The following is a 24,561-nucleotide window of genomic DNA, read 5'->3' on the forward strand; positions in this document are numbered from 1 at the left end:
CGTTGATGTGTGATGTCACCAATCGTTACATCGCATCACCGTGGTATTCAGAATTCGTTAACGCTGCACGACTAACCTGAGTGCTTCCGTATCAAGCAGGACAGGTGATCAGATGTCTGTTTCTCTCTCCGGTCTTTCGACCGGAACGGCGGCGTTGTCCTCATTGAGTGCGGCTTCGGCAACGTCCCAAGCCGGTTCGGCAGCGGGTTCACAATCGTCCACGTCGTCGTCTTCGTCAGGCACCAGCAGCAGTCAGGATACGACCACCATGACGACCAATGCGGATGGATCGATCACCACGACAGTGACCGACGCGCAAGGCGATGTCGTCTCGCAGGTCACCACGGCCGGACAAGGCTCCACGAGCAGCGGCGGGACGTCCAGCGGGTCCAGAAGCGGCTCGATCACGTCGCTGTCCATGACAGCCTGAGCCTATCCGGCTCCTGCGTCTCCAGCGGAAGGCCCGTCCCATCATCCGGCACAGGTGTTGCATGTGGTCCACACTTGCAGTGTGATCGTGCCGCACGCCGACGGACGCAGGCCACCCCGGCGTGACCAGCGCGTTGCGCTCGCGGCCTGTTTCGGTGATGAAGACAGGCTCGCTGCCGTGCCGACCTGGCATCCGGCAGCCATATTCTTTCGCCGGTATCGGCCCGTCTGTCGCGCGGCAGGCAGGTACGCGTCGTGGCAGACGCATGGAGATTGTGACGATGACGCTAAGTTCCCGGTTGGCCGGCATTCTGGCGTTCGGCGCCGGGACAGCGATGCTGCTGTGCGCGTCGACCGCACTCGCACAGCCCGTGAGGGGCCTTTATATCTCGGGCGAAGGCGGCGCGAGCTTCAACCAGGAACAGGAAGTTCGCCTTTCGCCGATCTTTCCGAGCGGGCAGGACGAATACAAGACCGGCGTCACCGGGATCGGCGCGATGGGCTGGGGCTTCGGCAACGGTTTCCGCGTTGAAATCGAAGGCAACTATCGCAACAACCAGCTCGGCGAATTCAGCAACTCGCACTTCCCCAGCAGCGCGGGCGGACGCCAGCAGAGCTACGGCACCATGGTCAACGGCCTGTTTGACATGGATATCGGCAAGAGCTGGCTGTACCCCTATTTCGGCGGCGGCATCGGCTATGCCTGGCAGCACAGCACAGCCAACATCGTCGCGCCCAACGGGGTGTTCAGCCAGCAGTCCGGCGGCACCTATGGCGCCATGTCGTGGCAGGGCATCTTCGGGCTTGCCTTCCCCGTTCCCTGGGTCGTCGGGCTTTCCGCGACGGCGGAATACCGGTTCTGGTCGATGCTCGGACCGCAGAGCCACCGTGCGACCTCCTACGGGACGATCGGCGGCTATGACGTCAGCCGCCCGGCCCAGTTCGCCGTGGGCAACCGCGACGACCGCACCGACTACAATCATTCGCTGATGCTCGGCCTGCGCTATGAGTTCAATCCGGCACCTCCACCGCCCCCGCCGGCGCCAGTCGTGGAAACAGCCCCGGCCCCGGCGCCCGCCCGCACCTATCTCGTATTCTTCGACTGGGACAGGGCGGCACTGACCGAGCGCGCCCGCGCGATCGTTGCGGAAGCAGCACGCGCCTCGTCCCATGTGCGCGTGACGCGCATCGAGGTGAACGGCTACACCGACAACAGTGCCGCTCATCCCGGACCGCGCGGGGCTGCCTATAACATGGACCTGTCCAACCGGCGCGCAGCGGCCGTGAAGGCCGAGCTGGTCCGCGATGGCGTCCCCGGAGGCGTGATCGATACGCGTGGCTTCGGCGAGACGCATCCTCTGGTGCCGACAGCAGCCGACACGCGCGAGCCCCAGAATCGCCGCGTCGAGATCATCCTTCGCTGACCAGACGCGTCCAGACCGACTGGCCGCCAAGAGCGGCCGGTCGTCGGTCCGTTATATCGCTGCCATCGACCATATGACCCCAGGGCCATATCTGTCGGCTGAGTGATGCGGCTTTCCTGCTGGAGTTACGCCGCTGGCGCGCGCTCCACGAGTGCTGCGTAAAATGCGCAACATGACGCATCGCCGGGCTGACACAATTTTCCTGATTTTCTCGAAAATCCGGCGTTGCGGCAGTATCGACGTCTCGTTTCGGGCGATGATCGATCAGGGGGCAGTCGCCGCCATCCGTTGCCTGTGAACGGTCAACGCTGACGACGGGCTCCAATGCTGCCTTTTTATAACCCGGGCATCGGCAAGGCCAGGCCGTTGTCTGGCACGTGCCGTTCAAGGTCCAGACATCAGACCCTCAGGACGGCGCGCTTACCTTCTTCGTGCTCAGCACATTGCCGACCGACGCAATCACGATGCACGCAACGCCGGTCCAGCGCAGGGCGGACAGGGACTCGCCGAGGAAGACCAGCCCCGACATCGCGCCGAGCATCGGCTCCATGGACAACATGATGCCCAGATCGCGCGGGGTCAGGCGGCGCATGGCCAGCATGTCGAGCACGTAAGGCACGGCCGAAGACATGATCGCGACACTCAGCGCCATCGCGCCATAATACGGATGCGTGATCGCCGGCATCAGAGCCGGGATAAGGCAGGGCAACAGCAGAATCCCGGCCGTCGCCATGCCATAGGCCGTGGCATAGCCAGCATCGAGTCGTGGTGCGATGCGTGTTCCGGTCAGGATATACACGATCCAGCCGCAGCCGCTGAGAAGCGCCACGCAGACGCCCAGCGGATCTAGATGGCCCACTGCTCCATGCTCGGGACGCAGAAGCAGGACGATTCCGGCGATCACCAGGAGTGCCCAGGCCAGATCGAGCAGGCGGCGCGATCCGACCAGCGCCAGCGTCAGCGGCCCCAGAAACTCGAGTGCCACGACGATCCCGAGCGGCAGGCGGGTCAGTGCGATGTAGAACGCGGTGTTCATCACCGCGATCGAGGCGCCATAGGGCAACAGCACGCGCCAGACGCCGCCGCGCAGCCGCGCGGCACTCGGTCGCCAGATCATGAGCAGGATCAGGGCAGCGAGACCCACGCGCAAGCCGACCATTCCGCTGGGCCCGAACAGGCCGAACAGGCCCTTTGCCAGTGCTGCTCCGATCTGGAACGAGGAGATGCCCCCGACCAGACATGCGACCGCACCCAGCCTCTCGCGCCCCGCATCGGGTGCGCGCGCCTGACCCGCCATCATCAGACGTCGAGCAGTTCGACCGAGCGCGCGTGATCCTGGATGAACTGGAACCGGAGTTCGGGCTTGCGTCCCATCAGGCTCTCGACACGATCACTGGTGGCGAGTCGATCTTCGGGCAGCGAGATGACCTTCAACAGAGTCCGGCGCGCAGGGTCCATGGTCGTGCGCTTCAGGTCGGACACGGGCATCTCGCCGAGGCCCTTGAAGCGGGAGACCTCGACCTTGGCACCTGCCTTGAACTCGCGCTTGATCGCGCGATCGCGGTCGCGATCGTCCATGGCATAGACCGTCTTGCTGCCTTGAACGATCCGGTAGAGCGGCGGCCGCGCCAGATAGAGATGCCCGCGCGTGATCAGTTCGGGCAGCTCCCGATAGAAGAACGTCATGAGCAGGGTCGCGATATGGGCGCCGTCCACGTCGGCGTCGGTCATGATGATGACGCGGCCGTAGCGCAGGCGGGACATGTCCGCGTCGCGCCCGACGCCACAGCCCAGCGCCTCGATCAGGTCCCGCAGTTCCTGATTGGCGCGCATCTTGTCGACCGAGGCCGATGCGACGTTGAGGATCTTGCCCTTGAGCGGCAGGACGGCCTGCGTTTCCCGGTCGCGGGCCTGACGGGCCGAACCGCCTGCCGAGTCGCCCTCCACCAGGAAGATCTCGGTCTCCGCAACGTTCGAGCGGGTGCAGTCCGTGAGCTTGCCGGGCAGGCAGCGCTTATTGGTGGCACTCTTGCGCGGCGCGTCGCGCTGATCGCGACGACGCAGCCGCTCTTCCGCCCGCTCGATGAAGAAGGCGAGCAGATTGTCCGCCTGCACCGGATTGCCGCCCAGCCAGTGATCGACGCGGTCGCGCAGGGCGCCCTCGACCAGACGCGCTGCCTCCTGCGAGGTCAGCTTCTCCTTGGTCTGCCCCTGGAACTGCGGGTCGCGGACGAAGACCGAGAGCTTGGCGCTGGTGGCACCCAGAATATCCTCGGCCGTGATCGCCGCCGCGCGCTTGTTCTTGCGATGGTCGCCCCATGCGCGAAAACCCTTCACCAGAGCGGCGCGGAACCCGGTCTCGTGCGTGCCGCCCTGCGGGGTCGGGATAGTGTTGCAGAAGGATTCCAGCGAAGCCTGGCCTGTTTCGCGAAAGGCCAGCGCCCACTCCACGCGTCCGCCCGTACGGCCATCGGCGGCCTGCGGCAGGTCGGCATCGCCGGACCAGACGGGCGCCAGCAGGGATGCATCTGCAGGCAGTTCGGCATTGAGGCTGTCGGCGAGCCCGTTCGGGAAATGAATCAGCGTCTCGGGGGGCGTTTCGTCGCCGGCCTTCAGCAGGCTCGGCTCGACGCTCCAGCGGATCTGAACGCCGCGGAACAGCGCGGCCTTGGAGCAGCACAGGCGATAGAGGCGCGCGGGCGAGAACGCGAGCGGCCCGAAGATCTCGGGATCGGGCGAGAAGCGGATCATCGTGCCGCGACGGTTCGGCGCATTGCCGAGCTGCGTCAGCGGCCCGAGGGGGATGCCGCGCGCATAGTCCTGACGCCACAACACGCGATCGCGCGCGATCTCGACTTCGAGCTTCGAGGAAAGCGCGTTGACCACCGACGAGCCGACGCCATGCAGTCCGCCCGACGTATCATAGGCCTTGCCGGAGAACTTGCCGCCGGCATGAAGCGTGGTGAGGATGACCTCGAGCGCGGAGCGGTCCGGGAATTTCGGATGCGGGTCGATTGGGATACCGCGTCCGTTGTCGCGCACCATCAGCGTGTGCGCGTCTTCCAGACGCATCTCGATCGTGCTCGCGTGGCCCGCGACCGCCTCATCCATTGCATTGTCGAGGATTTCGGCGGCGAGATGGTGATAGGCACCCTCATCGGTGCCGCCGATGTACATGCCGGGCCTGCGACGCACGGGCTCGAGACCTTCAAGGACCTCGATGTCATGCGCGCCATAGGCATCCGGGCCGGGTTCGGCGCCGGATGCGAGGCTGGGTTTGCCGGCCCGCCTGGATGCAGGCTTCGGCGCCGATTTCGGGCTGGATTTCGGTCCGAAGAGATCGTTCATACGACGTTCTCGCCGACCGGATCACGCCGCGTCAAGCGCCGTCCGTCGGACGTGAGACGCGATCAGGCCCGTGTGCGATGATGGGCGATCACGCGACGACGCACGACACCCTGGCGGCTTTCCGCAACCGGCGCGGCGCAGGTCTCGAACGAGGCGGGCTGAACGATGTCCTTGGCTTCGGCGTAGTGCGAGAGGTCCGCGCCGTCCTCCAGCGCATTCACCTCGTCGAACATGGCGACGCGCTGCATGCAGAAGATCGTGCCGGCGCGCAGGCCGCCTTCAGACTGCACGTTGGCAAGCTGGGTGATGTAGTCATCGTGCTCGCGCTGGGCGTTGCGGCCATAGGCGGAGCGGAAATAACCGTTCAGCTCGGCATCCTCGCTCAGAAGCTTCGGGCGGAACTTCTCGACGAACGCATTGTAACGGTCCTGGGCGCTGCAGGAGAGCGCGGTGACCATCAATTCGCTCTTGAGGCCCTGTACGTCGAATGCCTCATGGGCCGAGTTACTGCCGCATCCGGCAGCAAAAGCGGCCGGGGCGGCCGAAAGACCAAGGCAGGACGCGGCAAGCACGGCCAGACCGCGACGAAGCGGGAACGGCATCGGGGGACTCCGGTTAGGCGAGAGCCGCACGGCGCGGCGAAGGTGAAACGAAACGGGCGATCACACCTCCGACATCAACCGATATGCCAAGGACGTGCGACAAGGCGCTATTCTGCAACAGAAATCATGGCCGGAAAATGTCCGAGGTGACTTTTGACGGAGAAATTTCCGTCTATGGGCCGCCTTTCCGAAACAACGCCCCTGTCAGGCGCCGCACAACCCTATCGCGCGCACGTCTCTTGTTCTAAGAGGCTCGACGGCGCGCCAAGCCGGCATCAGACGATGGTCCGCGGCGCGCATGAGACCAGAAGCGGAGTTGACGGTGCGACTGCAAGCCCCTGCCTTGATCCTCTCCCGCGGCACCACGCGCGCATTGACGGGCGTCTTCGCTGCAAGCCTGCTCGCCGGGTGTATGCAGAAGCCGATCATCCGGCATGTGGCCCCGCCCAACCCGTTCGGCAACACCAAGGTTTCCGCCGTGTGCCATACGAGCCCGGTCACAACCGGTGCGCAGGGCATCATGCAGGTCGCCATGACCGTGCGCAGCGACAACGGCACCTGCGCCCTGGCCGTCCAGCAGCCGGGCGGCGGCAATTACACGACGTTCGGCGTCGATCCCGCGCCCGATCATGGCAAGGCGTTCCTTTACAATTACGACGGCCACACCTACGTCACCTATACGCCCAGGATGGCCTATGCCGGACCGGACGCCTTCACGGCGATCCTGATCGAGGGTGAAGGCAAGCCGCGCCTGCGCCTGCATGTTGCAGCGACGGTCGATGCGACGGGTGTCGTCCTGCCGCCCCCTTCGGCAGTCGCCGCACCGGCGCCTGCAGCGAAGAGCTCGGCCAAGAGCACGACGAAGTCGCGCACGCGGCGCCGTCACACGACCGCAGCGCATTGAACCGCGCCGCAGCGTCCCGCCTTGTAGCGGGACGCTGCGGTCAGATCGAGAACGAGATCGGCTCGGACAGCGGGCGCCGGAGGCCGCGGGCCTCGGCATCGCGCACGAGGTCGTCGAGCGAGATGGCCTCGAGCTGCGTGCGCAATTCGCCGTCCAGCCTGTTCCAGGTCGGCTCGACCACTTTCGCGAACAGGCCGCCCGAGGGCCCTTCATCTCCCGACACATCGTCGGCCGTCGCAATCGTCACGATGTCGGCGAGCGTGATGTCACGCCGCGGACGACCGAGCCGATAGCCGCCGCGTGGTCCACGCACGCTCTCCAGCAGTGACGAGCGTGACAGGGCCTGAAGGAGCGGTTCGATGCCGCGCCGGGCGAGGCCCGCGCGTTCGGCGATATCGGCGGCACTGACCGTGCCGACGCGACCGGCATGAAATGCGATGTCGAGCATGATCACGACCGCGACCATCGCGCGGTCCCGGCGGATCAGCATGGGGCGAATTTCCTTCGTCATGACCACAGTATATCAGCGCGGGACGACTTGATCCACGCACAGGTTTCGTGTTTTTCCCGCTAAGCGCAGTTTTCACCCAGGCCGAGGCAGATGAGCAGATCCCCCAAGCGCCCCAGAGGCGCGACAAAGACCATGCCTGACGCCGGTACGGCGACCCTTGCCGTGCCGCATGCGATCGATCTCGCGGCGCCGCGCGGCCGGGTCTATCGGTCGATCGTCGAGACGGTCGGCGGCACGCCGCTGGTTGCCCTGCCCCGACTGACCATGCTGGACGACATCAGGGCGACCGTCCTGCTGAAGCTCGAATTCTTCAATCCGCTCGGCTCGGTGAAGGACCGGATCGGCGTCGCGATGCTGGCGCGAGCCGAGGACGAGGGCCGGATCACGCGGGGCCGGACGGTTCTCGTGGAGCCGACCTCCGGCAATACCGGCATCGCGCTGGCTTTCGCAGCGGCGGCACTGGGCTATCGCCTCGTCGTGACGATGCCCGAGAATGCCTCGATCGAGCGTCGCAAGATGCTGCGCCTGATGGATGTGCAGATCGAACTGACGCCTGCGAAGCTCGGCATGGCCGGCGCGATCCGGCGGGCGCAGGATCTGCTCGACAGCCTGCCCGACGCCTGGATGCCGGCGCAGTTCGACAATCCGTCCAACCCTCTGATCCATGCCGAGACGACGGCCGAGGAAATCTGGACCGATACGGCCGGGGCTGTCGATCTTGTGGTCGCAGGGCTCGGCACGGGCGGCACCGCCAGCGGCATTGCGCACCGCCTATGTCCGCGCAAGGAAGGTTTCGCGGTCTGGGGCGTCGAGCCGCTGGAAAGCGCGATCCTGAACGGCGATGAGCCGGGACCGCACGGAATTCAGGGAATCGGGCCGGGATTCTGTCCTGCGACGCTGGACCGATCGGCGCTGGCCGGCGTGCTGGCCGTATCCGAGCGGGAGGCGATTGCGGCATCCCGCCGCTGCGCGCGCGTTGAAGGAATTCCGATCGGGATTTCCTCCGGTGCGGCGCTGCATGCGGCACTGACGCTGGCGGCCCAGCCGGAGCATGAAGGCAAGACGATCGTGGCGATCGTGCCGTCCTTCGCCGAACGTTATCTGTCCACCAGTCTGTTCAACGGGCTCGCCTGAGCGCAGCCGGACAGGACAATACGAGACGCTTTCCGGCAGGATGATCCGGTGGATTGTTCGGTAGCCAAGGCGCGTGAAGTCCACACAGCACCTTGCCGACATTTTTCAGGGATCGGGCGGAGCCTCCAACAAAATCGACGCGCTCGCCAATCTCGTTCGCGATTTTCGGGGCGTTCCGAACGATCACCGGACAGGTACGGCCGCCTCAGTCAGTCTGTGCCGGCCGGTCTGGCCGGTCGGCGTGGTCCACGACGTTCATAAGCGTTTCCTTTTCCGGATGTTTGTCAGTTCGGCAGGTAAACGATGCGCTGCCCCTGATCGCCCCAGGTAGCCGCGACTTCGGCGAGCGGGACGGCATGGTAATCCAGCGTGAGTTTCGCTTTAGCAGCGGCCTGGAAAACGCCGTCTATGGCGGTGATGAGGCTTTGCAGGCCGACGCTGCCCAGGCCGCTCCCCATGATCTTGATGGCAGACGAGCGCAACACTGCAGCAGGCAATGCGATCTCGCCCCCTGCTGCCGCGCCGATCTGGACGAAGCGTACCGGAATGCCCGCAGGGGAGGCTTTCGCGCCCGCGATAAGGATCGAGCGTGCGCTGGCGCCCCACAGATAATCGAGCACGACGTCAATTCCGCTGCCGAAGTGCTCACGCAGAGCCGCCTCGAACGCCTCCTCGTCTTCGCCAAGCGGCACCACCAGGTCCGCACCGATGGTGCGAAGTACCGTCGCGTTGCGGCCCGTCGCGATCACTCGGGCCGCGCCCAGATGCCGCGCGATCCGGACCGCCAACTTTCCCGCCGCACCTGTCGCGCCGTTGATGAGAACTGTCTCACCTTTGACCAGTCTGGCCCGTTCGGTGAGCGCCGCCCAGGACGACATACCCGGATTGGCGATGACCGCAGCCGCCACGTCATCAAGACTGTCGGGTAACGGCAACCAATGCCCGTTGGAAACCACCGTGCGATCAGCCATGGCGCCAAACGGCGAGCGGGGCAAAAGAAAGTAGACCCGCGTTCCGTCATCCAGCCGACCGACGCCATCGACGCCGGCAACAAATGGAAAGTTGTTCTTCGCGCTGTAGTGAGTTCCGGAGGCGCGGCCACGGGCGAGCTGGCTCAGCGCGGACGCTGTCACCTGTACCGCGACCTCGCCCGCATGCGCGACCGGTTCCGCAAAATCGCCATAGACCGGCATGGAGCCGGGTTGCTGAACAATGGCTGCCTTCATATTCCCGACCTTCCGATTTCACGGTTTCCGTGTATAATGCACACGATAAGCTTCGTTTAGCCGGAGGTCAATATCCGTGCATAATACACCGAGCAGGGAAATGCTCAGGCAGCTTCACGATGCCGTCCTTGATATCGTGGCCGTCATCAACCGCCCCGATCGAGATGAGCTGCTCATCCGGGAAGCCGGAATAAAGCTTGATCGGGCCCTGTTTCCGCTCCTGGTCCTGACGGAGCGATTGGGGCCGATTGGCGTGGTTGAACTCTCCGGGCGCGTGGGACGCGACCACAGCACCGTCAGCCGTCAGATCGCCAAACTTGTGCAACTTGGTCTGGTCGAACGGCAGCCGAGTCCGTCGGATCGTCGTCAGCGGGAGCTCCGCGCGACAGTGCGGGGTCATGCGATGGCCCGGCTGATAGACGACGCACGCGAGCGGCTTGCCCGTCGCGCTCTGTCGGGATGGTCCGAGGACGAAATCGCCAACCTTGCGAAATCACTACGCCGCTTCGCTGACGCTCTTGCCGCGCCGTGAAGCTCCCGACTGACGGCATGGAAAGCATTCCATCAGGCAGGCCGTGGGCATGCGACGAAGCGCGAGGTCGCCCGATGACAGACTGTCAGCATCCGGTTCCGAAGGAGACAGTCTGTTCTCGCGGTCAAGACAGCCATCACCACATTGGCTGAAAGGTGCAGGCTGCGGTTCCAGAATCGTGATCCGGTCCGTCTGGGGACTATTGCCTGGGGCACTTCTGTCGAAGGCCGAGCGTACATGCCCTGTGCAATAGCCAGGATGTTCACGAGCCCCGGAACACGTCTTGGCACCAAAGGCCGATTCCTGCCGCGAAACAGACGCATGCTGAAGTCATGTCCTTCAGTCGGCGACGAGCGGCACCGGAGTCACGGTTGCAGGTGCGATTTGCGCGCCACGAAATGATGCCGGAAACCCCGGCGCCATGCGTACGCGGCCTACGTGCTCCGTCCAAACAGGCGTTCCAGTTCGGTCCGGCTGAGTTTCAGCCACGTCGGGCGACCGTGGGAACAGGTATTGGCGCGGGGCGTCTGTTCCATCTGGCGCAGCAGGGCCGACATTTCCTCGACGTTGAGCCGTCGTCCCGCGCGGATGCTGCCGTGGCAGGCCATGCGGGCGATGGCGGCATCGAGGCGGCGCTCGAGGCTTGCCGCCTGATCCGCACCGAGATCGGGATCGGCCGACAATTCGTCAGCCAGGTCGCGCAGAAGGGCCCCTGCGTTGCCGTCGCGCAGCAGCGCAGGCAGTGTGCGCACCAGGATGGCACCGCCGCCGAATGCCTCGATCTCGACGCCGAGCTGTGCCAGCAGGGGCGCCTGCGCCAGGATGGTGTCGGCGGCGCGCCCCAGTTCGACGACTTCGGGCAACAGCAGGCGCTGGGCCCGGATCTGACCGGACAGATGTTCGGCTCGCAGCTTCTCGTGCGTCAGGCGCTCGTGCGCCGCATGCTGGTCCACGAGTACGAGATCGCCGTCAGCCGCGACCGCGATCAGATAGGTATCAAGCACCTGCGCCACTGGCGCGCCGAGCGGATGGGCGGACGGTGCAGGTGCATCCGCAACCGGAGCAGCCGGTGCGGCGGCCTCATGCGTTCGCGCGGATGGGTGGTCGCCGAGATCGAGCCGGCGTTCGGAAAAGCCGGTGGCAGGCGAGGAGGATGCAGGCAGGGACACGGCCGGCGCCCCACGATCCGGCGGGGGATAGGCGATGCTGGCCCGGCGCGGCGTATTCAGCGAAATGCGGTTGTTGCCCGTACCCGCACCGAAGCCGAGAGCGCGTTGCAAGGCCCCGATCATCAGCGAACGCACCGCAGGCTCGTCGGCGAAGCGCAGTTCGGTCTTCGCGGGATGGACGTTGATGTCCACCTGTTCCGGCGGCAGGCGCAGATGCAGCGACAGCACCGGATGGCGGCCTGGAACGATGACCGGGCGATAGGCGACACGGATCGCGGTCCGCAGGACCGGGTCGGTCACCGGACGGTCGTTGACCAGCAGGAACTGAGCGCCGGCGGCGGCACGCGTATGGCCGGGCCCGCAGATGAAGCCCTCGAGCTGCATGTCGCCACGCCCATCCTCGAGCGGCACCAGCAGATCAGGCGTGACATCGAGGATGGCTCGTACGCGGGACGCACGATCCTGCGGCGGCAGGTCCAGCACGGTGCGCCCGTCCATGACCAGCCGGATCGCCGTATCCGGTACGGCAAGCGCCAGACGTCGCACGACGGTCTCGGCATGGGTGGATTCGACACGGGGCGAGCGCAGGAACTTGCGCCGCGCGGGCGTTGCGAAAAACAGGTCTTCCACCAGAACACGGGTGCCGACGGGTCCTGCCACCGGCTCCGGCGGGGTGAGGACGCCGCCTTCGACCCGCAGCCGCCACGCGGTCTCGGCGCCGGGCGGCCGCGATGTCAGGCTCAGGCGGGCGGATGCACCGATCGAGGGCAGTGCCTCGCCCCGGAAGCCGAGGGTCGCGATCCGCACCAGCGTTTCGTCGGCGAGTTTCGACGTGCAGTGGCGTTCCACCGCGAGGGACAGATCGTCAGGCGTCATGCCGCACCCGTCATCCGTGACCTCGATTCGCCCGATGCCGCCACCGTCGAGGGCGACGACAATGCGGCGCGCACCGGCGTCGATCGCGTTTTCCAGCAGTTCCTTCAGCGCGGCGGCAGGGCGCTCGATCACCTCGCCCGCCGCGATCAGATCGATCACGTGGCCGGACAGGCGGCGAATCTGGGGAGAGGCCGTCATCGGGCGATCATACGCGCGACTGTGACGGCAGGCACCCCTGTCGAAAAGGGGAGCAGCCCGTCAGGCCGCAATCCCGCGATCAGAAGATGCCGAGCATCCCGCCCGAGGACTTGCCGCGCACGGTCGGCGTGGCGCCATTGGTCTGTGCCCGGCCCAAGGCTGCATTCTGACGGATCCGGCCGTTCTCGGCCTGTCCATCGACGACGGAGCCGGCCGAACCGGCCTGCCAGAACATCAGGTTGTCCACGAAGCCGGCGCCGGCCGGGCTCAGTTCCGCATTATTCGGCGCGGAAGCGCCCTGGTTGACAGCGCCGACGAGGGCGCTCTGTCCGGCGCTGCTGCTGCCGTTGGTGTTGTTGAGCGCGGCATTGGGAGACAGCGTCTCCAGCGCCTGCATGCGCGGGCTCTGGTCCACGGAACTCGCCATCGTCGTGCTGCCCGGTGCTCCCAGGCTCTCGGACGGCGGCATCGAGAGCGGCGGCCGCGTCGTGACGGTGTATTCGTCCGGCACGTCACGCGTGAGGCCGAAAGCCCGTGACACGTCGGCACCGGTGCAGCCGGCGAGCATGCTCACACCCACGAGGGCCGAGGCGGACATACAAAGTCGGGTCACGACAGGACGGGTAAGGAGCTTGGCCATGGTGCGCTCATCTCTACCGTTGCGTCTGCGACCAGACAAGAGGCCAGAACAGGGCCGCGGTCCGGCCACGCACACGGCGGGTTCAGGGGGTGGGACGGGAGAACAGGCTGTCCGCCGCCCAGGCGATGACGCCGCAGACGATAGCCGAATCCGCGACATTGAAGACATACCAGCTGTAGCCGAAGGCATGCGCGTGCAGGAAGTCGACCACGGCGCCGTAGCGCAGCCGGTCGATCACGTTGCCGACCGCGCCGCCTGCGATCGCGCCGATGGCGATCGCGATCCAGAGCTTGCGTGCCCGCCACATCGCGGCAAGCAGGGCCAGCACGGCAATCATCGAGATCGTCGAGAAGACAAGCGGACCGTGACGGCCCACGCCGCCGAACATCCCGAACGTCACCGCGTGGTTCCAGACCATCGTGAAGTTCAGGAACGGCAGGACCGCGACCGAACCGCGCTGCGGCAGGTCGAGACCATAGAGGATCCAGTGCTTGCTGGCCTGATCCGCGATCAGCACGATTGCCACGGCGAGAAAGCCCGCCAGAAGGCGGGCCGTCCGCCCGGCGTCGGATTCCACGGCCGGGATCGTGTCGCTCATTCTGCCACGACCGACACGCAGCGCAGGCACAGCGCGTCGTGCGCTGCGTTTGTCCCGACCTCGTCCAGCACGCGCCAGCAGCGGGCGCATTTCTGTCCCGATGCCTCGCGCACGACCGGGCCACCGTGGGGCTCGCCGCCGGGTGCATCCGGATCGTCCAGATACAGCGACGCGCTGCCCGGCATGATCTCGACTTCGGCATGCGACACAATGGCGAGTTCCGCCCAGTCGATCGTCGAGAACACGCGCGCCTCGTATTCCGAAAGCGGCAGCGACACCTGCGCCTGCAGCGACGAACCGATGGCGCCAGACCGGCGGGCCGCCTCGATCTCGGTCGTGATCAGACGGCGCACGGCGCGGGCCGCATCCCATGTGTCGGCGAGTTCGGGATCCGACCAGCTCTCCGGCACGGTCGGGAACGTCACCAGATGCACGCTCTCATTCTCGCCGAAGCGGGCGCACCAGGCGTCCTCGGCGGTGAAGACCAGAACGGGCGCCAGCCACGCGCAGAGTGCGCGATGCAGGATGTCGAGCACGGTGCGGGCGCTGCGCCTGCGATGGCTGTCGGGCGCATCGCAATAGAGCGCGTCCTTGCGCACGTCGAAATAGAAGGCTGACAGCTCGTTGGTGCAGAAGCCGTGCAGGCTCGGATAGACGCCGACCCATTGATGCGTCTCCACGGCCTGCGCCACCATGGCCGACAGTTCCGAGACGCGATGCAGGATGAACCGCTCGAGGCCCGGCAATTCGTCGTGCGGGACGATCTCGTCCGCCGAGAAGCCGTCCAGCGCGCCGAGAAGCCAACGCAACGTGTTGCGCAGGCGGCGATAGAGCTCGCCCTGCTGCTTGAGGATCTCCGATCCGATCCGCAGGTCTTCGTTGGTGTCGGAATTGACGACCCACAGACGCAGGATATCTGCGCCGTACTGCTTGATGACATCCTGCGGCGAGACCGTGTTGCCGAGGGATTTCGACATCTTGCGGCCCTGCTCGTCCAGCACGAAGCCGTTGGTCACGATCGCCTTGAAGGGCGCGATGCCGCGTGTGCCGACGCTCTCCAGCAGGGACGACTGGAACCAGCCGCGATGCTGGTCCGAGCCTTCCAGATAAAGGTCGGCGGGGAAGTCCAGCCCGTCGCGGTCCAGCGTGAAGGCGTGGGTCGAGCCGCTTTCGAACCACACGTCCACGATGTCGAACACCTGTTCGTAGGCATCCGGATCGCGGTCGGGGCCGAGGAACTCGGCCGGATCGGCGCTGTACCAGATATCGGCGCCGTGTTCGCGGAAGGCCGTCACGACACGCGCCATGACGGCCGGATCGCGCAGCACCTCGCCCGTTGCCTTCTCGACGAAGACGGCGATCGGAACACCCCAGGCGCGCTGGCGCGAGATGCACCAGTCCGGACGCCCCGCGACCATCGAGGTCAGGCGGTTGCGCGATGATTCCGGCACGAAACGGACCTGACCGAGCGCGTCCAGCGCCATCTCCCGCAAGGTTCCGTGGTTGGACGCGCGCGTTTCCACAGACGCATCGGCCTGGGTGTCCATGCCGATGAACCATTGCGGCGTCGCACGGAAGATGACGGGCGCGCGCGAGCGCCAGGAATGGGGATAGGAATGATGGATCGTGCCGCGCGCGATCAGACCGGACGGGGCCTCGCCCGCCCGCTGGCTGCGTGTCATCGCATCCGACAGCGCCGTACAGACCGGATCGGCTGCCTTGAAGACGTGCGTCCCGGCGAACAGGGGCACGGTTTCGGCGTAACGACCGTCGTCCATGACCAGTTCGGGGACGGGGATGCCGTGCTGGCGGGTCAGCAGGAAGTCATCCTGACCGTGGGCCGGCGCCATGTGAACAAGGCCGGTGCCCGCGTCGGTCGTGACGAAATCGCCGGCCAGCAGGGGCACGTCGAAATCGAACCCCTGCCCGCGCAGCGGATGGGCGCAGATGGCGCCTGCAAGGGCCTCGCCCGGCATCGTGTAGAGAATGTGATGCGCGGTGATGCCGGCTTCATCGCAGAACGCCGCGACACGGTCCTCGGCGACCAGCAGACGGGCACCACGCGGCACGAGGCTGCCATCGGCGATGTCGTCCACGCGCAGGACGACATAGGTGAAGTCCGGTCCATACGCGAGCGCGCGGTTGGCGGGGATGGTCCAGGGCGTCGTGGTCCAGATGACGGCCGAGACACCGTCGAGCGCATCACCCGGCGTCGGGTCGCTCACGAATGGGAAGGCCACGTGGATCGTGGTCGAATCGATGTCGTGATATTCGATTTCGGCTTCGGCGAGCGCGGTCTTCTCGACGGGGCTCCACATCACCGGGCGCAGGCCGCGATAGAGCCCGCCATTGAGCAGGAACCGGCCGATTTCTTCGACGATCGCCGCCTCCGACGAGAAGTCCATCGTGGCGTAGCGCCCGGCCCAGTCGCCCTGCACGCCGAGACGCTGGAACTCGTCGCTCTGCACGCCCAGCCAGTGGGCGGCATAGTCGCGGCATTCGGCGCGGAACTGGAGGACGGGCACAACATCCTTGTCGCGGCCCGACTTGCGATACTGTTCCTCGATCCGCCACTCGATCGGCAGGCCGTGACAGTCCCAGCCCGGCACGTAATGCACGGCGAAGCCCGCCATGCGATGTGCGCGGTTGACGACGTCCTTCATGATCTTGTTGAGCGCGTGCCCGATATGAAGATTGCCGTTCGCGTAGGGTGGGCCGTCATGCAGCGTGAAGCGCGGCCGGCCCTCGGCTTCGCGGGCGATCCGGCCGTCGAGATCCATGGCCTTCCAGCGCGCGAGGATATCGGGCTCCCGGACGGGCAGGTTGCCGCGCATCGGAAAGGCCGTGCGGGGCAGGAAGACCGTGTCGCGGTAGCGGTCCTGGTCGGGCGTCTGGTCGGCGGGGGGCATGGACGAGGCAGTCTCCGGGTCGTTGCGCTGATCTGGCGCGGGAGGATCGCCGGTTATGGAGAGCCGCATGGCCGTGGGTCAAGAGCAGGCAGCGCCGGGCCCTTGTCGCGCATAGGGATCGCACGGCCGTCGGCGCTCCCGTCGGGACCAGCCTGCCAGCGCGGGTTCGCCCCCGGGAGGCCTGACCTGCATCATGAACGGCCCGGTCGAAACAGACTGAAAACGGTCCGGGCATGTGAGCGTTGGAGGAGCATGGTCGCACGCTGTCCCGCCGCCTCGATGTCCCTGCTGCCGGCCCTTGGCGCGTGTGGCGCTGTTTCTCACGAGACAGCTAGCCAGCCGTTGCGACGGATAGTGGCGCAGGGCAACCGCGCTGGAAATGCCGGGCCATTCGATCTGGTGGCCGCGCGGTGCCAGCCGTCCACCGACAATTCCGGGAGCGCCGCGCACGGTTGGCTGGATCCGCGCAGTGATCCGGCTTTCCAGACCATGATTGAAAATTGCCGCCTGAACGATTTCGATATCCCGTTCGTCCCGCGCCTGTCCGCGGCGTCTGCCGTCAGGGGTACGGATGACCTGCAGGGCGACCTTTGGCTCGATAGTGGTGCGCGATGTGTAATCTCTACAGCATGACCAGCAACCAGCAGGCGATCCGGGACCTTGCAGGCGCCATGCAAGACCGCACCGGCAATCTTGCGCCGCTGCCGTCCATCTATCCCGATCAGTCGGCGCCGATCGTACAGAACGGAGCGGATGGGCGCGAAATGGTCATGGCACGCTGGGGCATGCCCTCGCCCGCCTTTGCATTGGCCGGGAAAAAGACCGATCGGGGTGTGACGAACATCCGCAACACCGCATCTCCGCACTGGCGACGCTGGCTGAGCCCGCAGCACCGGTGTGTCGTGCCGTGGACCTCATTTTCGGAAATGGCGCGGCAGGAGGACGGTACATTCGAGCCCGTCTGGTTTGCGGCGGATGACGATCGGCCGCTCCGCTTCTTTGCAGGACTTCACACGACATGGACCAGCGTTCGGAAGATCAGGGAGGGCGAGATCACGGCGGACCTGTTCGGCTTCCTGACGACGGAGGCAAATGACATCGTGCGACCCTATCATCCGAAAGCCATGCCGGTCGTGCTCGAAACCGCCGATGAGGTCGATGTCTGGCTCGATGCACCTTGGGACGTCGCCAGGACACTTCAAAGACCGCTCCGAGATGCGGCCCTGACAGTCGTTCAAGCCTGACCTCGCCAGCCACCCAGACTCGCCTTTGCCGATCGGCTCCGAACCATAACCGGGCGGCCGATCCGGGACGGCCGCTTACCGGAAAGGCTTACGGGCGTGCCGAGGCTTCCGGTGCGATTTGAGCCGGAGGCTGGCCGGCCTGCGGGTCAGGTTTGACCTGCGGCGCGGGATCGGGGCCTTTCAGGGCCTTCTGCCATAATGCGGTCAGCTCGACGCACATGTCGGCATCGATATCCAGCGGGGCGCCTTCGCTGTTGATGAAGATCCGTGCCGTTCGATCCGACTTGCCGACACGTGTCACGTTGGGTGCCGCAACGACGAGCGTGATCCGCGTGATGCTATGCGCCGCGATGGCATGATAGACGCCATCACCCTCGATGACGATCAGCGGTCCCTGACACTTTGCCTGCATGTATCGGCCCTCTCCAGACACTGGAGGAGTGAAAAGGCGCGGCGGAACCCCGGGTTCCGCCATACCGGACCTCACGACATCTTCAGGTCGGTTCGTCAGCCCGTCTTGATACGGCCGCCGCCTGCAGCATCCGTTACAGCGTCGGCGGCACGCCGGGCAGTATCGACCAGCCTGTCGCGTGCGACCCCGGCCTGTTCGGCGGCGTTGGCTGCCGAGTGCCTGAGTCGGGCCAGATTGCGCCGCTGATGTTCGGTCGCAAGCATCCGGAACGCCTGTGACTTGTAATACTCGAGAATCCCCACCATTGCACTTCACCTCCTTCTTGCTGCAAAGAAAGGTCACGCAAATATGGAAGTCGTGATGCGTGGATTCAAGATTTTTCGCACACGAGACCGATGGGCGGGCAGCAGGACCGCGCTACTGTACCTTGCCGTTTGTAACTCGAAGGGCCTGAAGTTTACGGGCAGACTGTCGTGGCTTCAGAAAGAAGGAAGGCCATGACGCGGAGAACTTTCCCGGCACTCGCCTCGATTGCCGGGCTGTGTGCCGTCTGGCTTGCAGGACATGGCGCGGTCGCGCAGAGCACGACGTCCTATAATGGCGAAGTCTATTCCACGATGGCACCGACGGATGGGCCGGCCTCAGACACAGGTCCGCATGACCGGCATCATTGCGGTCGTCCGCCTCATCCCCCGAACGGCGATCATGGTCCGCCGCCCGAGCCGCCACAGCAAGGTGCACCGGACGATCGCGATATGGGTGCCGGCCATGACGGCCCGCCTCGGCCGCCCGGCGGTTTCGGGCACCGGCCGCCATGGGATTGTCCGCCACCTCCGGGCGGACCCGGTGGACAGGACCGGAATCCGCACGACTGACACAACAGATCGACATGTATTGGCGAGGCACAATCAATCGTTGCACGCTGTCTCCGATGGCGACGGGCCGGACAGCGTGCCGGTCTGGCTGACATGTTCGGATACAGGGCCTGACGCAATCCGGGGTCGCGGACGTGCGTTGGCGTTCGCATGACCGATTTTTCAGACCGCGCACTCAGACCGCATGACACGCAATCCGACCGCGAACGCCGGATCGCGGCCCTTCTGACGCATCTGCCACGATGGGCACGCGACACGGTCGTGTGTCTGCGTCATCCGGAGATGCGCGTGGCGCGGATTACGATGGGCATCGCGTTCTGCTTCGGCGGATGCCTGTTCTTCCTGCCGGTTCTTGGACTGTGGATGCTGCCCTTGGGGCTGATTCTTCTGTCGGACGATGTGCCACCCCTGCGGGCGCTGACGGATCGCGGGCTCGTCTGGGCGGAAAGGCGCTGGCCTCGTCTATTCGCGAACGGCTGATTGCAATCGTTGCCGATGTGATGCCGCGACACATCAGGGTCGCGGCGTCCGCACGTGCGGGGACGGCGTGCACCGGTAGCCGATCAAGGGATTGGCGGATCGTCCCGGCGCGCGGCGGAGATGGGCCGCCGGAAGAAGACGACGCACTCGGTCTCGGTAAAATCCAGGGCCCGGTGCAGACTGTGTGATGCGGCATTGTCGATCGGGGCATCGGATGCGCATTCGACACAGCCCTGTGCCGAGGCCCAGGCAATCATCGTGTCGATCAATGCGCGGGCGATGCCGCGCCGTCGATGGTCAGGCGTGACGCAGATACCCTTCGAGAAACGCAGCGGGCGTCGTGGAACAGCCATTGACGTAGTCCCGGCGAAGTGCCGCTTCGCACAGACCACATGCTGTTCCATCGATCCAGGCAAGCCATGCGGCGGTATCGGCCTTCATGAAGACGATGGCTGCCTGATGGTCGTCCGCTTCGGGCCAGAGCATCTGGCGAAGATCGAGCCAGGCCTCGGGTGTTTCGGCGGCCTGACTGATCCGCAGATCACGCGTCATGCATCCAGAACGGCACGGGCCTGTACGGCGTCGAGCATGATCTGCTGCTTGAGCGCCTCGAATCCTTCGAACCGCCGTTCCTCGCGCAGCAGGGTATGCAGCGTGATCTGAAGCGTCTGGCCATACAGATCTTCGTCGAAATCGAAGAGATGTGCCTCGACGCGGCTTTCCTGGCCGTCGTCGAATGTCGGACGGCGGCCGATATTGGCGACGCCCGGGATGATGCGGCCATCGGAGAGCCGCACGGTCACGGCATAGACGCCGCGCGCGGGTTCGATATGGCGGCCGAGCGGGACGTTCGCGGTCGGGAATCCAAGCAGGCGGCCGCGCTGGTCGCCCTTGTGGACGATACCCCGGATCGACCACATGCGTCCCAGTTCCTCGGCGGCGCGTTCGGGATAGCCTTCCTGCAGCAGGCGCCTGATTCGGGTGGAGGACAGCGGTCCGCCGACGTCGGACAGGGGCGGGACGACCGTGAGCCCGATCCCCAGCGGCTCCAGCAGGGCTTCGAGCAGGGCGACGTCGCCGCCGCGACGATGCCCGAACGCGAAGTCGGGTCCGCAGGCGACATGCTGAAGGCCCAGCCCGTTATGCAGCACTTCGCGGACAAATTCGCTGGCCCCAAGATGGGAGAAATCCGGCTCGAAGCTGATCTGGAAGACGTGACGGACGCCAAGCGCCGTCAGGGCCTGATAACGCTCTTCCGGCAGGGTAAGCCGCAGGGGGGGGTCCTGCGGTCGGAACAGTTCGCGCGGGTGCGGCTCGAACGTCACGACGGACAGGGGCCGGTCGGGCCGGGCGGAGTGCAGCGCGTGCAGGAGATGGGCGTGCCCGCGATGCACGCCGTCGAAATTGCCCAGGGCCGCGACAGCGCCGCGTGCCTCCTCAGGAATGCTGCGCCAGTCGGTATGAAGTGTCATGCGGCGGACAGGGCCTCGAGATGGGCATCGCACGCAGCGAGATCGGCCACGTGCGGCAGGGTCGGGTCGACGATGGTGCCGTCCTGCGGGCGAACGATCTGGCAGATCCTGCACCCCGCGTCCCGCGCCGCATGGAGCTCGGCCGCGATGTCGGACAGGAACAGGATTTCGCCCGGCGCAAGGCCTTCGGCCGCGGCGATCGCGCGATAGCTCGCCGCCTCCTTCTTCGATCCCATGGCGAGATCGTGGAAGGCCGAGAACAGGCCGGTCAGATCGCCCTGATCGGTATGACCGTAGAGCAGACGCTGGGATGCGGCCGAGCCGGACGAATAGACGGCCAGTCGATACCCGGCTGCCTTCCAGGCGTGCAGGACCGGCACGACGTCGGGATAAAGCTGCGCGCGCAGTTCCCCGCGCGCAAACCCTTCACGCCAGACCAGACCCTGCAGCGTCTTGAGCGGCGCGATCTTCTCGTCGCGTGCGATCCAGTCGAGCAGCTGGCCCACCGGATCGCGGTCAGGGGCGATGTCACGCGTGGCAGCAAGGGCCGATGCGACATCGGGGCTGTCCGCATGAGTGCGCACGAAATCCGGCAGCGTCCGTGCGGCATAGGGAAACAGCGTGTCGCGCACGAATGCGATGGGGGCCGTCGTCCCTTCGATATCGAGCAGGATGAGGCGAACCGGCGGAGCCGCGCGATCGCCGCTCATGCGGCGGCCGGGAACCGCTCGGCGATGGCATCGCCGGTGTAATGGGCGACCCATCCGGTCGTGTCCGTGAAGACTCTCAGGGCCACGACATCGGGGGTGGGGCCGGCATCGAACCAGTGCGCCGTGCCTGTCGGCACCGAGATCAGGTCGCCCTGTGTGCACATGACTGAAAAAACCTGACCGTCGATATGCAGCACGAACGCACCGCTGCCATGGACGAAGAAACGGACCTCGTCCTCGGTGTGGGTGTGCTCGGTGCGGAACTTGTCCCGCAGCGCGCCGAGATTGGGTGTCGCGGCATTGATCCGCACCACGTCAGCCGTGCCGGCGCCGGTCTCGCCCATCAGGGCGTCCAGATACGGCCGATAGGTGTCGAGAACGGCTTCGGGCGATGCGTCGTACGGAGGGGGCGCCACGCCGTCCCAGCGCTCGAAGCGGATGCCGTGCGGCTGCAGCGTGGTTGCGATCTCTCGCGGGTTGTCGGTATCGAGCGTGGCAATTCCGGGCGCATCGTCGCGATAGACGGTCAGTCGGCTCATCGTGCGAGACTCCTTTCATGCAGCGTGCAGGCGAGGAGGAATTCGAGCCCCTCCATACGGGCCATGGCGCTTTTCATATTCGGCCCCCATACGTAGACGCCGTGACCGCGAATGACATAGCCCGCCGGCATGTCGTTCAACAGCGGGGCGACATTGCGAGCCAGTCGCGGGATATCCTGATCGTTGTCGAAGACCGGAACGCGGATGGCGGCCGTATGGGTCGTCTGGCCGGCAAAGACCTTCTGAACCTCATAGCCCTCGAGGACGATGGTATCGCGCACGAAACGCGACAGTACGGTTGCTGCAAGCGAATGGCCGTGCAGGATCGCCTGCGCTTCGGGCTCGTGTTCGTAGATCTGGCAGTGCAGCAGCGTCTCGGCGCTGGGACGATCGCCGGCGCGCACGGCCTGCCCGTCGAGTCCGACCTCGATCACGTCCGCTTCGGTCAGGAAGCCCTTGTGGCCGCCCGAGCGCGTGATCGCGAAGCGGTCGGAAGACAGGCGGCGACTGAGATTGCCCGCCGTTGCGGGCAGGAAGCCGAGCCTGTCCATGCGCCGGCCGGCGGCGACGATCTCGCGTGCCGCGTCGGCCATGGTCTCACTGCCGGACGCGTGATCGGGCAGCGCGAACGGGGATTCCGGCCAGTCCATCAGATGGCGTTCGCTCTTGGCCGTTCAGCCGCGCGGGGGAGCGGACTGGGTCCCAGGCTGGGGGGCAGCCGTGGTCGTGTTCTGCGGATAGGGGCCCTGATAGCCCTGTTGCGGATAGCCCGACGGCGGCGCGATGTGACCACCGTTGGACGGGCCAGCCTCCATCGATTCGTCATCGGACATGTTTTTCTTGAACGATTTGATGCCCTTGGCAAAATCACCCATCATCGTGCTGATCTTGCCGCCGCCGCCGAACACGACCAGCACGACCGCGAGCACGATCAGCCAATGCAGGGGACTGAGACTACCCATGATCGATCCTCACCTCTTGGCCCCGCTCTCAGACCCGGGACATATCGGCCTCTCACATGGCCCGGTGTGAAGTGTCTTGCAAGCGCCAAGCGTGCAATCGGCCTTGAACGTCACGAGATATCGGGGGCGAACGGCGTGATGAAACCGAATGTCGGATAGGCTGTACGGCCCAGACCGTGGCTTGGCTTCCACCAGACCCTGACCCGGGTCCAGTCATTCTCGGGCGACACATCGACGACAAGTGATCCGTGATCGATCCGTCCAGGCTCCCAGTTCGCCTGATCGACCAGGATGGCCCGCGTGCCCATGGTCCGGCGCACGACGGATACATGTCCGGAGGGCAGACGCCGGGTCGCCCGGAACACGAGCACGTCGCCAGGGGCCGGGCGGCTCGTGCGGGCATATCGCCCGGCGGATTGCCGCCACCACGACGCGGCCGAACCCGACAGGTGCAGTCCGGTCACCGAGCGGGCATAGGGCGCGCACTGCACGGAGCCGTTGAAGCCCGATCCGCCGCAGGCTGCCAGCCCAAGGCACAGCAGCAGCGCGACCGGGCGTCTCATGCCGAGCGGAGCGCGATGATCCGCGCTTCCGCTTCGTCAGCGTCCATGGACAGCGCGGCCTCGGCCACATCGCGCGAGAACCCGGCCCGCGCGAAGATCGCCAGGATCTTCATCCGACCGGCCGCATCGACGTCCGGTGCATCCGCTCGCACCCATGGCCCGAGCCTGCGTTTGCGGGCCAGCACGAGGGCCGCGCCGAGTTCGGCATCCGCCCCGGCCGCATCGCCCCGCTCGCCCAGTGCCTCGTCCAGGGCTTCGACCGCGATGTCCGCCTCTACACCGCGCTGGGCCAGATGGGCCGCAACACCCCGTCGCGAACGGCCCGAGCGGGTCAGGCCGCGTGCGCGACTTTCAGCGAAGGCGCGATCGTCCAACGCGCCGAGGGTGATCATGTCGACGGCGATCTGCGTGATCGAAGGACGAACGACCGCAATGGCCGAGGCGATCGTCTCGTCGTCCATCCCGGCCCGGGCGGCCCGCCGTCCCCATGACAGAAGGCGTCGGTTCAATACGGCTTCGAGCCCCTGCCGGGTCGTGGCGAAGCGGGCGAGATGAGCGAGGGCGGCCTCGCGCAACGCCCGTGCGTCGGGCGGGCCGGGAGGGGGCCCCGCAGGCGTTTCCGTCGTGGGCCCCGGCTGTGCGCGGCGAGACTGGCGACGCCCGCGGCGCGCGGCGCGTACAGGCGACGGGTCGTCAGGCAGTGCGGGGCGAGGATCGTCGCTGGGTCGGACCATGAGGCCAGCATGCCATGAAAGCCCCGATCTTGGGATATGCCGCTCGCGATATGTCGCCCGGGATCTGGCG

General features: G+C 66.0%; 29 protein-coding genes. 8 read left to right on the forward strand and 21 right to left on the reverse strand.

What is annotated here, in order from left to right; all coding sequences use genetic code 11:
- Window positions 1-252: 252 nt before the first annotated feature.
- On the reverse strand, window positions 253-420 hold the full coding sequence (locus B8446_RS16345) for a hypothetical protein (RefSeq protein ID WP_158507602.1): 168 nt from the start codon (window positions 418-420) through the stop codon (window positions 253-255).
- A gap of 290 nt (window positions 421-710) precedes the next feature.
- Here B8446_RS16345 and B8446_RS14300 point away from each other — a divergent pair, with 290 nt between their 5' ends.
- A complete protein-coding gene (locus tag B8446_RS14300) occupies window positions 711-1,853 on the forward strand; it encodes an OmpA family protein (RefSeq protein ID WP_048850861.1) in 1,143 nt (380 codons plus the stop codon).
- Window positions 1,854-2,259: 406 nt separating this feature from the next.
- Here the strand turns inward: B8446_RS14300 and B8446_RS14305 are convergent, their stop codons facing one another.
- The 3 genes from B8446_RS14305 to B8446_RS14315 all read right to left on the reverse strand — a co-directional run bounded on the left by B8446_RS14305 (window position 2,260) and on the right by B8446_RS14315 (window position 5,803).
- Window positions 2,260-3,153, reverse strand: coding sequence for an EamA family transporter (locus B8446_RS14305; protein WP_241767800.1), 894 nt, complete (start codon window positions 3,151-3,153; stop codon window positions 2,260-2,262).
- On the reverse strand, window positions 3,153-5,201 hold the full coding sequence (locus B8446_RS14310) for a DNA gyrase/topoisomerase IV subunit B (protein ID WP_048850721.1): 2,049 nt from the start codon (window positions 5,199-5,201) through the stop codon (window positions 3,153-3,155). Before B8446_RS14310 ends, B8446_RS14305 begins: the two co-directional genes overlap by 1 nt.
- Window positions 5,202-5,263: 62 nt before the next feature.
- Window positions 5,264-5,803 carry a hypothetical protein gene (locus tag B8446_RS14315; RefSeq protein ID WP_048850723.1) on the reverse strand — a complete coding sequence of 180 codons (540 nt, stop codon included), beginning with the start codon at window positions 5,801-5,803 and terminating at the stop codon, window positions 5,264-5,266.
- A 322-nt stretch (window positions 5,804-6,125) separates the two neighbouring features.
- On the opposite strand from B8446_RS14315, the gene B8446_RS14320 reads away from it, so the two are divergent.
- Window positions 6,126-6,707: a hypothetical protein gene (locus B8446_RS14320; protein WP_048850863.1), complete on the forward strand. Its 582-nt coding sequence runs from the start codon at window positions 6,126-6,128 to the stop codon at window positions 6,705-6,707.
- A gap of 40 nt (window positions 6,708-6,747) precedes the next feature.
- Here B8446_RS14320 and B8446_RS14325 read toward each other — a convergent pair whose 3' ends face one another.
- Complete coding sequence (locus tag B8446_RS14325; RefSeq protein ID WP_048850725.1) at window positions 6,748-7,197, reverse strand: RrF2 family transcriptional regulator; 450 nt, start codon at window positions 7,195-7,197, stop codon at window positions 6,748-6,750.
- A 153-nt stretch (window positions 7,198-7,350) separates the two neighbouring features.
- On the opposite strand from B8446_RS14325, the gene cysK reads away from it, so the two are divergent.
- Window positions 7,351-8,352 (forward strand): cysteine synthase A, encoded by a 1,002-nt coding sequence (gene cysK, locus B8446_RS14330; protein ID WP_048850727.1) that lies wholly within the window; start codon window positions 7,351-7,353, stop codon window positions 8,350-8,352.
- 284 nt (window positions 8,353-8,636) lie between these two features.
- Here the strand turns inward: cysK and B8446_RS14335 are convergent, their stop codons facing one another.
- Window positions 8,637-9,578 carry a quinone oxidoreductase family protein gene (locus B8446_RS14335; protein WP_048850730.1) on the reverse strand — a complete coding sequence of 314 codons (942 nt, stop codon included), beginning with the start codon at window positions 9,576-9,578 and terminating at the stop codon, window positions 8,637-8,639.
- 76 nt (window positions 9,579-9,654) lie between these two features.
- Here B8446_RS14335 and B8446_RS14340 point away from each other — a divergent pair, with 76 nt between their 5' ends.
- A complete protein-coding gene (locus B8446_RS14340) occupies window positions 9,655-10,110 on the forward strand; it encodes a MarR family winged helix-turn-helix transcriptional regulator (RefSeq protein WP_241767801.1) in 456 nt (151 codons plus the stop codon).
- 434 nt (window positions 10,111-10,544) lie between these two features.
- Here the strand turns inward: B8446_RS14340 and mutL are convergent, their stop codons facing one another.
- The 4 genes from mutL to ileS form a co-directional block, all read right to left on the reverse strand.
- Complete coding sequence (mutL, locus tag B8446_RS14345; RefSeq protein WP_048850734.1) at window positions 10,545-12,353, reverse strand: DNA mismatch repair endonuclease MutL; 1,809 nt, start codon at window positions 12,351-12,353, stop codon at window positions 10,545-10,547.
- A gap of 79 nt (window positions 12,354-12,432) precedes the next feature.
- Window positions 12,433-12,993, reverse strand: coding sequence for a DUF3035 domain-containing protein (locus B8446_RS14350; RefSeq protein WP_053053898.1), 561 nt, complete (start codon window positions 12,991-12,993; stop codon window positions 12,433-12,435).
- Between the two features lie 82 nt (window positions 12,994-13,075).
- Entirely contained in the window at window positions 13,076-13,591 is a 516-nt protein-coding gene (gene lspA, locus B8446_RS14355) for a signal peptidase II (protein ID WP_053053899.1), read from the reverse strand.
- Entirely contained in the window at window positions 13,588-16,500 is a 2,913-nt protein-coding gene (ileS, locus tag B8446_RS14360; protein WP_048850738.1) for an isoleucine--tRNA ligase, read from the reverse strand. Before ileS ends, lspA begins: the two co-directional genes overlap by 4 nt.
- A gap of 252 nt (window positions 16,501-16,752) precedes the next feature.
- Between ileS and B8446_RS16140 the strand changes: the two genes are divergently transcribed.
- Window positions 16,753-17,133 carry a hypothetical protein gene (locus B8446_RS16140; protein ID WP_148506025.1) on the forward strand — a complete coding sequence of 127 codons (381 nt, stop codon included), beginning with the start codon at window positions 16,753-16,755 and terminating at the stop codon, window positions 17,131-17,133.
- A complete protein-coding gene (locus B8446_RS14365) occupies window positions 17,112-17,744 on the forward strand; it encodes an SOS response-associated peptidase (protein ID WP_048850740.1) in 633 nt (210 codons plus the stop codon). The genes B8446_RS16140 and B8446_RS14365 overlap by 22 nt, the downstream gene beginning before the upstream one ends.
- 88 nt (window positions 17,745-17,832) lie before the next feature.
- On the opposite strand, the gene B8446_RS14370 is transcribed toward B8446_RS14365, so the two are convergent.
- Window positions 17,833-18,156 carry a hypothetical protein gene (locus B8446_RS14370; protein ID WP_048850742.1) on the reverse strand — a complete coding sequence of 108 codons (324 nt, stop codon included), beginning with the start codon at window positions 18,154-18,156 and terminating at the stop codon, window positions 17,833-17,835.
- Window positions 18,157-18,251: 95 nt separating this feature from the next.
- The gene (locus B8446_RS14375) at window positions 18,252-18,461 is read right to left on the reverse strand and encodes a hypothetical protein (protein ID WP_048850745.1); all 210 of its coding nucleotides are present in this window, start codon (window positions 18,459-18,461) and stop codon (window positions 18,252-18,254) included.
- Between the two features lie 192 nt (window positions 18,462-18,653).
- On the opposite strand from B8446_RS14375, the gene B8446_RS16145 reads away from it, so the two are divergent.
- Window positions 18,654-19,031, forward strand: coding sequence for a hypothetical protein (locus B8446_RS16145; RefSeq protein WP_148506026.1), 378 nt, complete (start codon window positions 18,654-18,656; stop codon window positions 19,029-19,031).
- A gap of 150 nt (window positions 19,032-19,181) precedes the next feature.
- Entirely contained in the window at window positions 19,182-19,511 is a 330-nt protein-coding gene (locus B8446_RS14385) for a hypothetical protein (protein WP_084712363.1), read from the forward strand.
- An 83-nt stretch (window positions 19,512-19,594) separates the two neighbouring features.
- Here B8446_RS14385 and B8446_RS16455 read toward each other — a convergent pair whose 3' ends face one another.
- The 9 genes from B8446_RS16455 to B8446_RS14425 all read right to left on the reverse strand — a co-directional run bounded on the left by B8446_RS16455 (window position 19,595) and on the right by B8446_RS14425 (window position 24,491).
- Complete coding sequence (locus B8446_RS16455; protein WP_199484129.1) at window positions 19,595-19,864, reverse strand: GNAT family N-acetyltransferase; 270 nt, start codon at window positions 19,862-19,864, stop codon at window positions 19,595-19,597.
- Window positions 19,809-20,063: a hypothetical protein gene (locus tag B8446_RS16460; RefSeq protein WP_199484130.1), complete on the reverse strand. Its 255-nt coding sequence runs from the start codon at window positions 20,061-20,063 to the stop codon at window positions 19,809-19,811. The genes B8446_RS16455 and B8446_RS16460 overlap by 56 nt, the downstream gene beginning before the upstream one ends.
- Entirely contained in the window at window positions 20,060-20,983 is a 924-nt protein-coding gene (locus B8446_RS14395; RefSeq protein ID WP_048850748.1) for a bifunctional riboflavin kinase/FAD synthetase, read from the reverse strand. The genes B8446_RS16460 and B8446_RS14395 overlap by 4 nt, the downstream gene beginning before the upstream one ends.
- On the reverse strand, window positions 20,980-21,693 hold the full coding sequence (gene mtnC, locus B8446_RS14400; protein ID WP_048850750.1) for an acireductone synthase: 714 nt from the start codon (window positions 21,691-21,693) through the stop codon (window positions 20,980-20,982). The genes B8446_RS14395 and mtnC overlap by 4 nt, the downstream gene beginning before the upstream one ends.
- A complete protein-coding gene (locus B8446_RS14405) occupies window positions 21,690-22,232 on the reverse strand; it encodes a 1,2-dihydroxy-3-keto-5-methylthiopentene dioxygenase (RefSeq protein ID WP_048850753.1) in 543 nt (180 codons plus the stop codon). Before B8446_RS14405 ends, mtnC begins: the two co-directional genes overlap by 4 nt.
- The gene (locus tag B8446_RS14410) at window positions 22,229-22,882 is read right to left on the reverse strand and encodes a methylthioribulose 1-phosphate dehydratase (RefSeq protein ID WP_084712364.1); all 654 of its coding nucleotides are present in this window, start codon (window positions 22,880-22,882) and stop codon (window positions 22,229-22,231) included. The genes B8446_RS14405 and B8446_RS14410 overlap by 4 nt, the downstream gene beginning before the upstream one ends.
- A 24-nt stretch (window positions 22,883-22,906) precedes the next feature.
- Entirely contained in the window at window positions 22,907-23,194 is a 288-nt protein-coding gene (gene tatA, locus B8446_RS14415) for a twin-arginine translocase TatA/TatE family subunit (protein ID WP_048850754.1), read from the reverse strand.
- A 110-nt stretch (window positions 23,195-23,304) separates the two neighbouring features.
- Entirely contained in the window at window positions 23,305-23,757 is a 453-nt protein-coding gene (locus tag B8446_RS14420) for a CHAP domain-containing protein (protein ID WP_048850756.1), read from the reverse strand.
- Window positions 23,754-24,491, reverse strand: coding sequence for a regulatory protein RecX (locus tag B8446_RS14425; protein ID WP_084712365.1), 738 nt, complete (start codon window positions 24,489-24,491; stop codon window positions 23,754-23,756). Before B8446_RS14425 ends, B8446_RS14420 begins: the two co-directional genes overlap by 4 nt.
- Window positions 24,492-24,561: the final 70 nt, after the last annotated feature.

The organism is Tanticharoenia sakaeratensis NBRC 103193 (assembly GCF_000963885.1).
GTDB lineage: Bacteria > Pseudomonadota > Alphaproteobacteria > Acetobacterales > Acetobacteraceae > Tanticharoenia > Tanticharoenia sakaeratensis.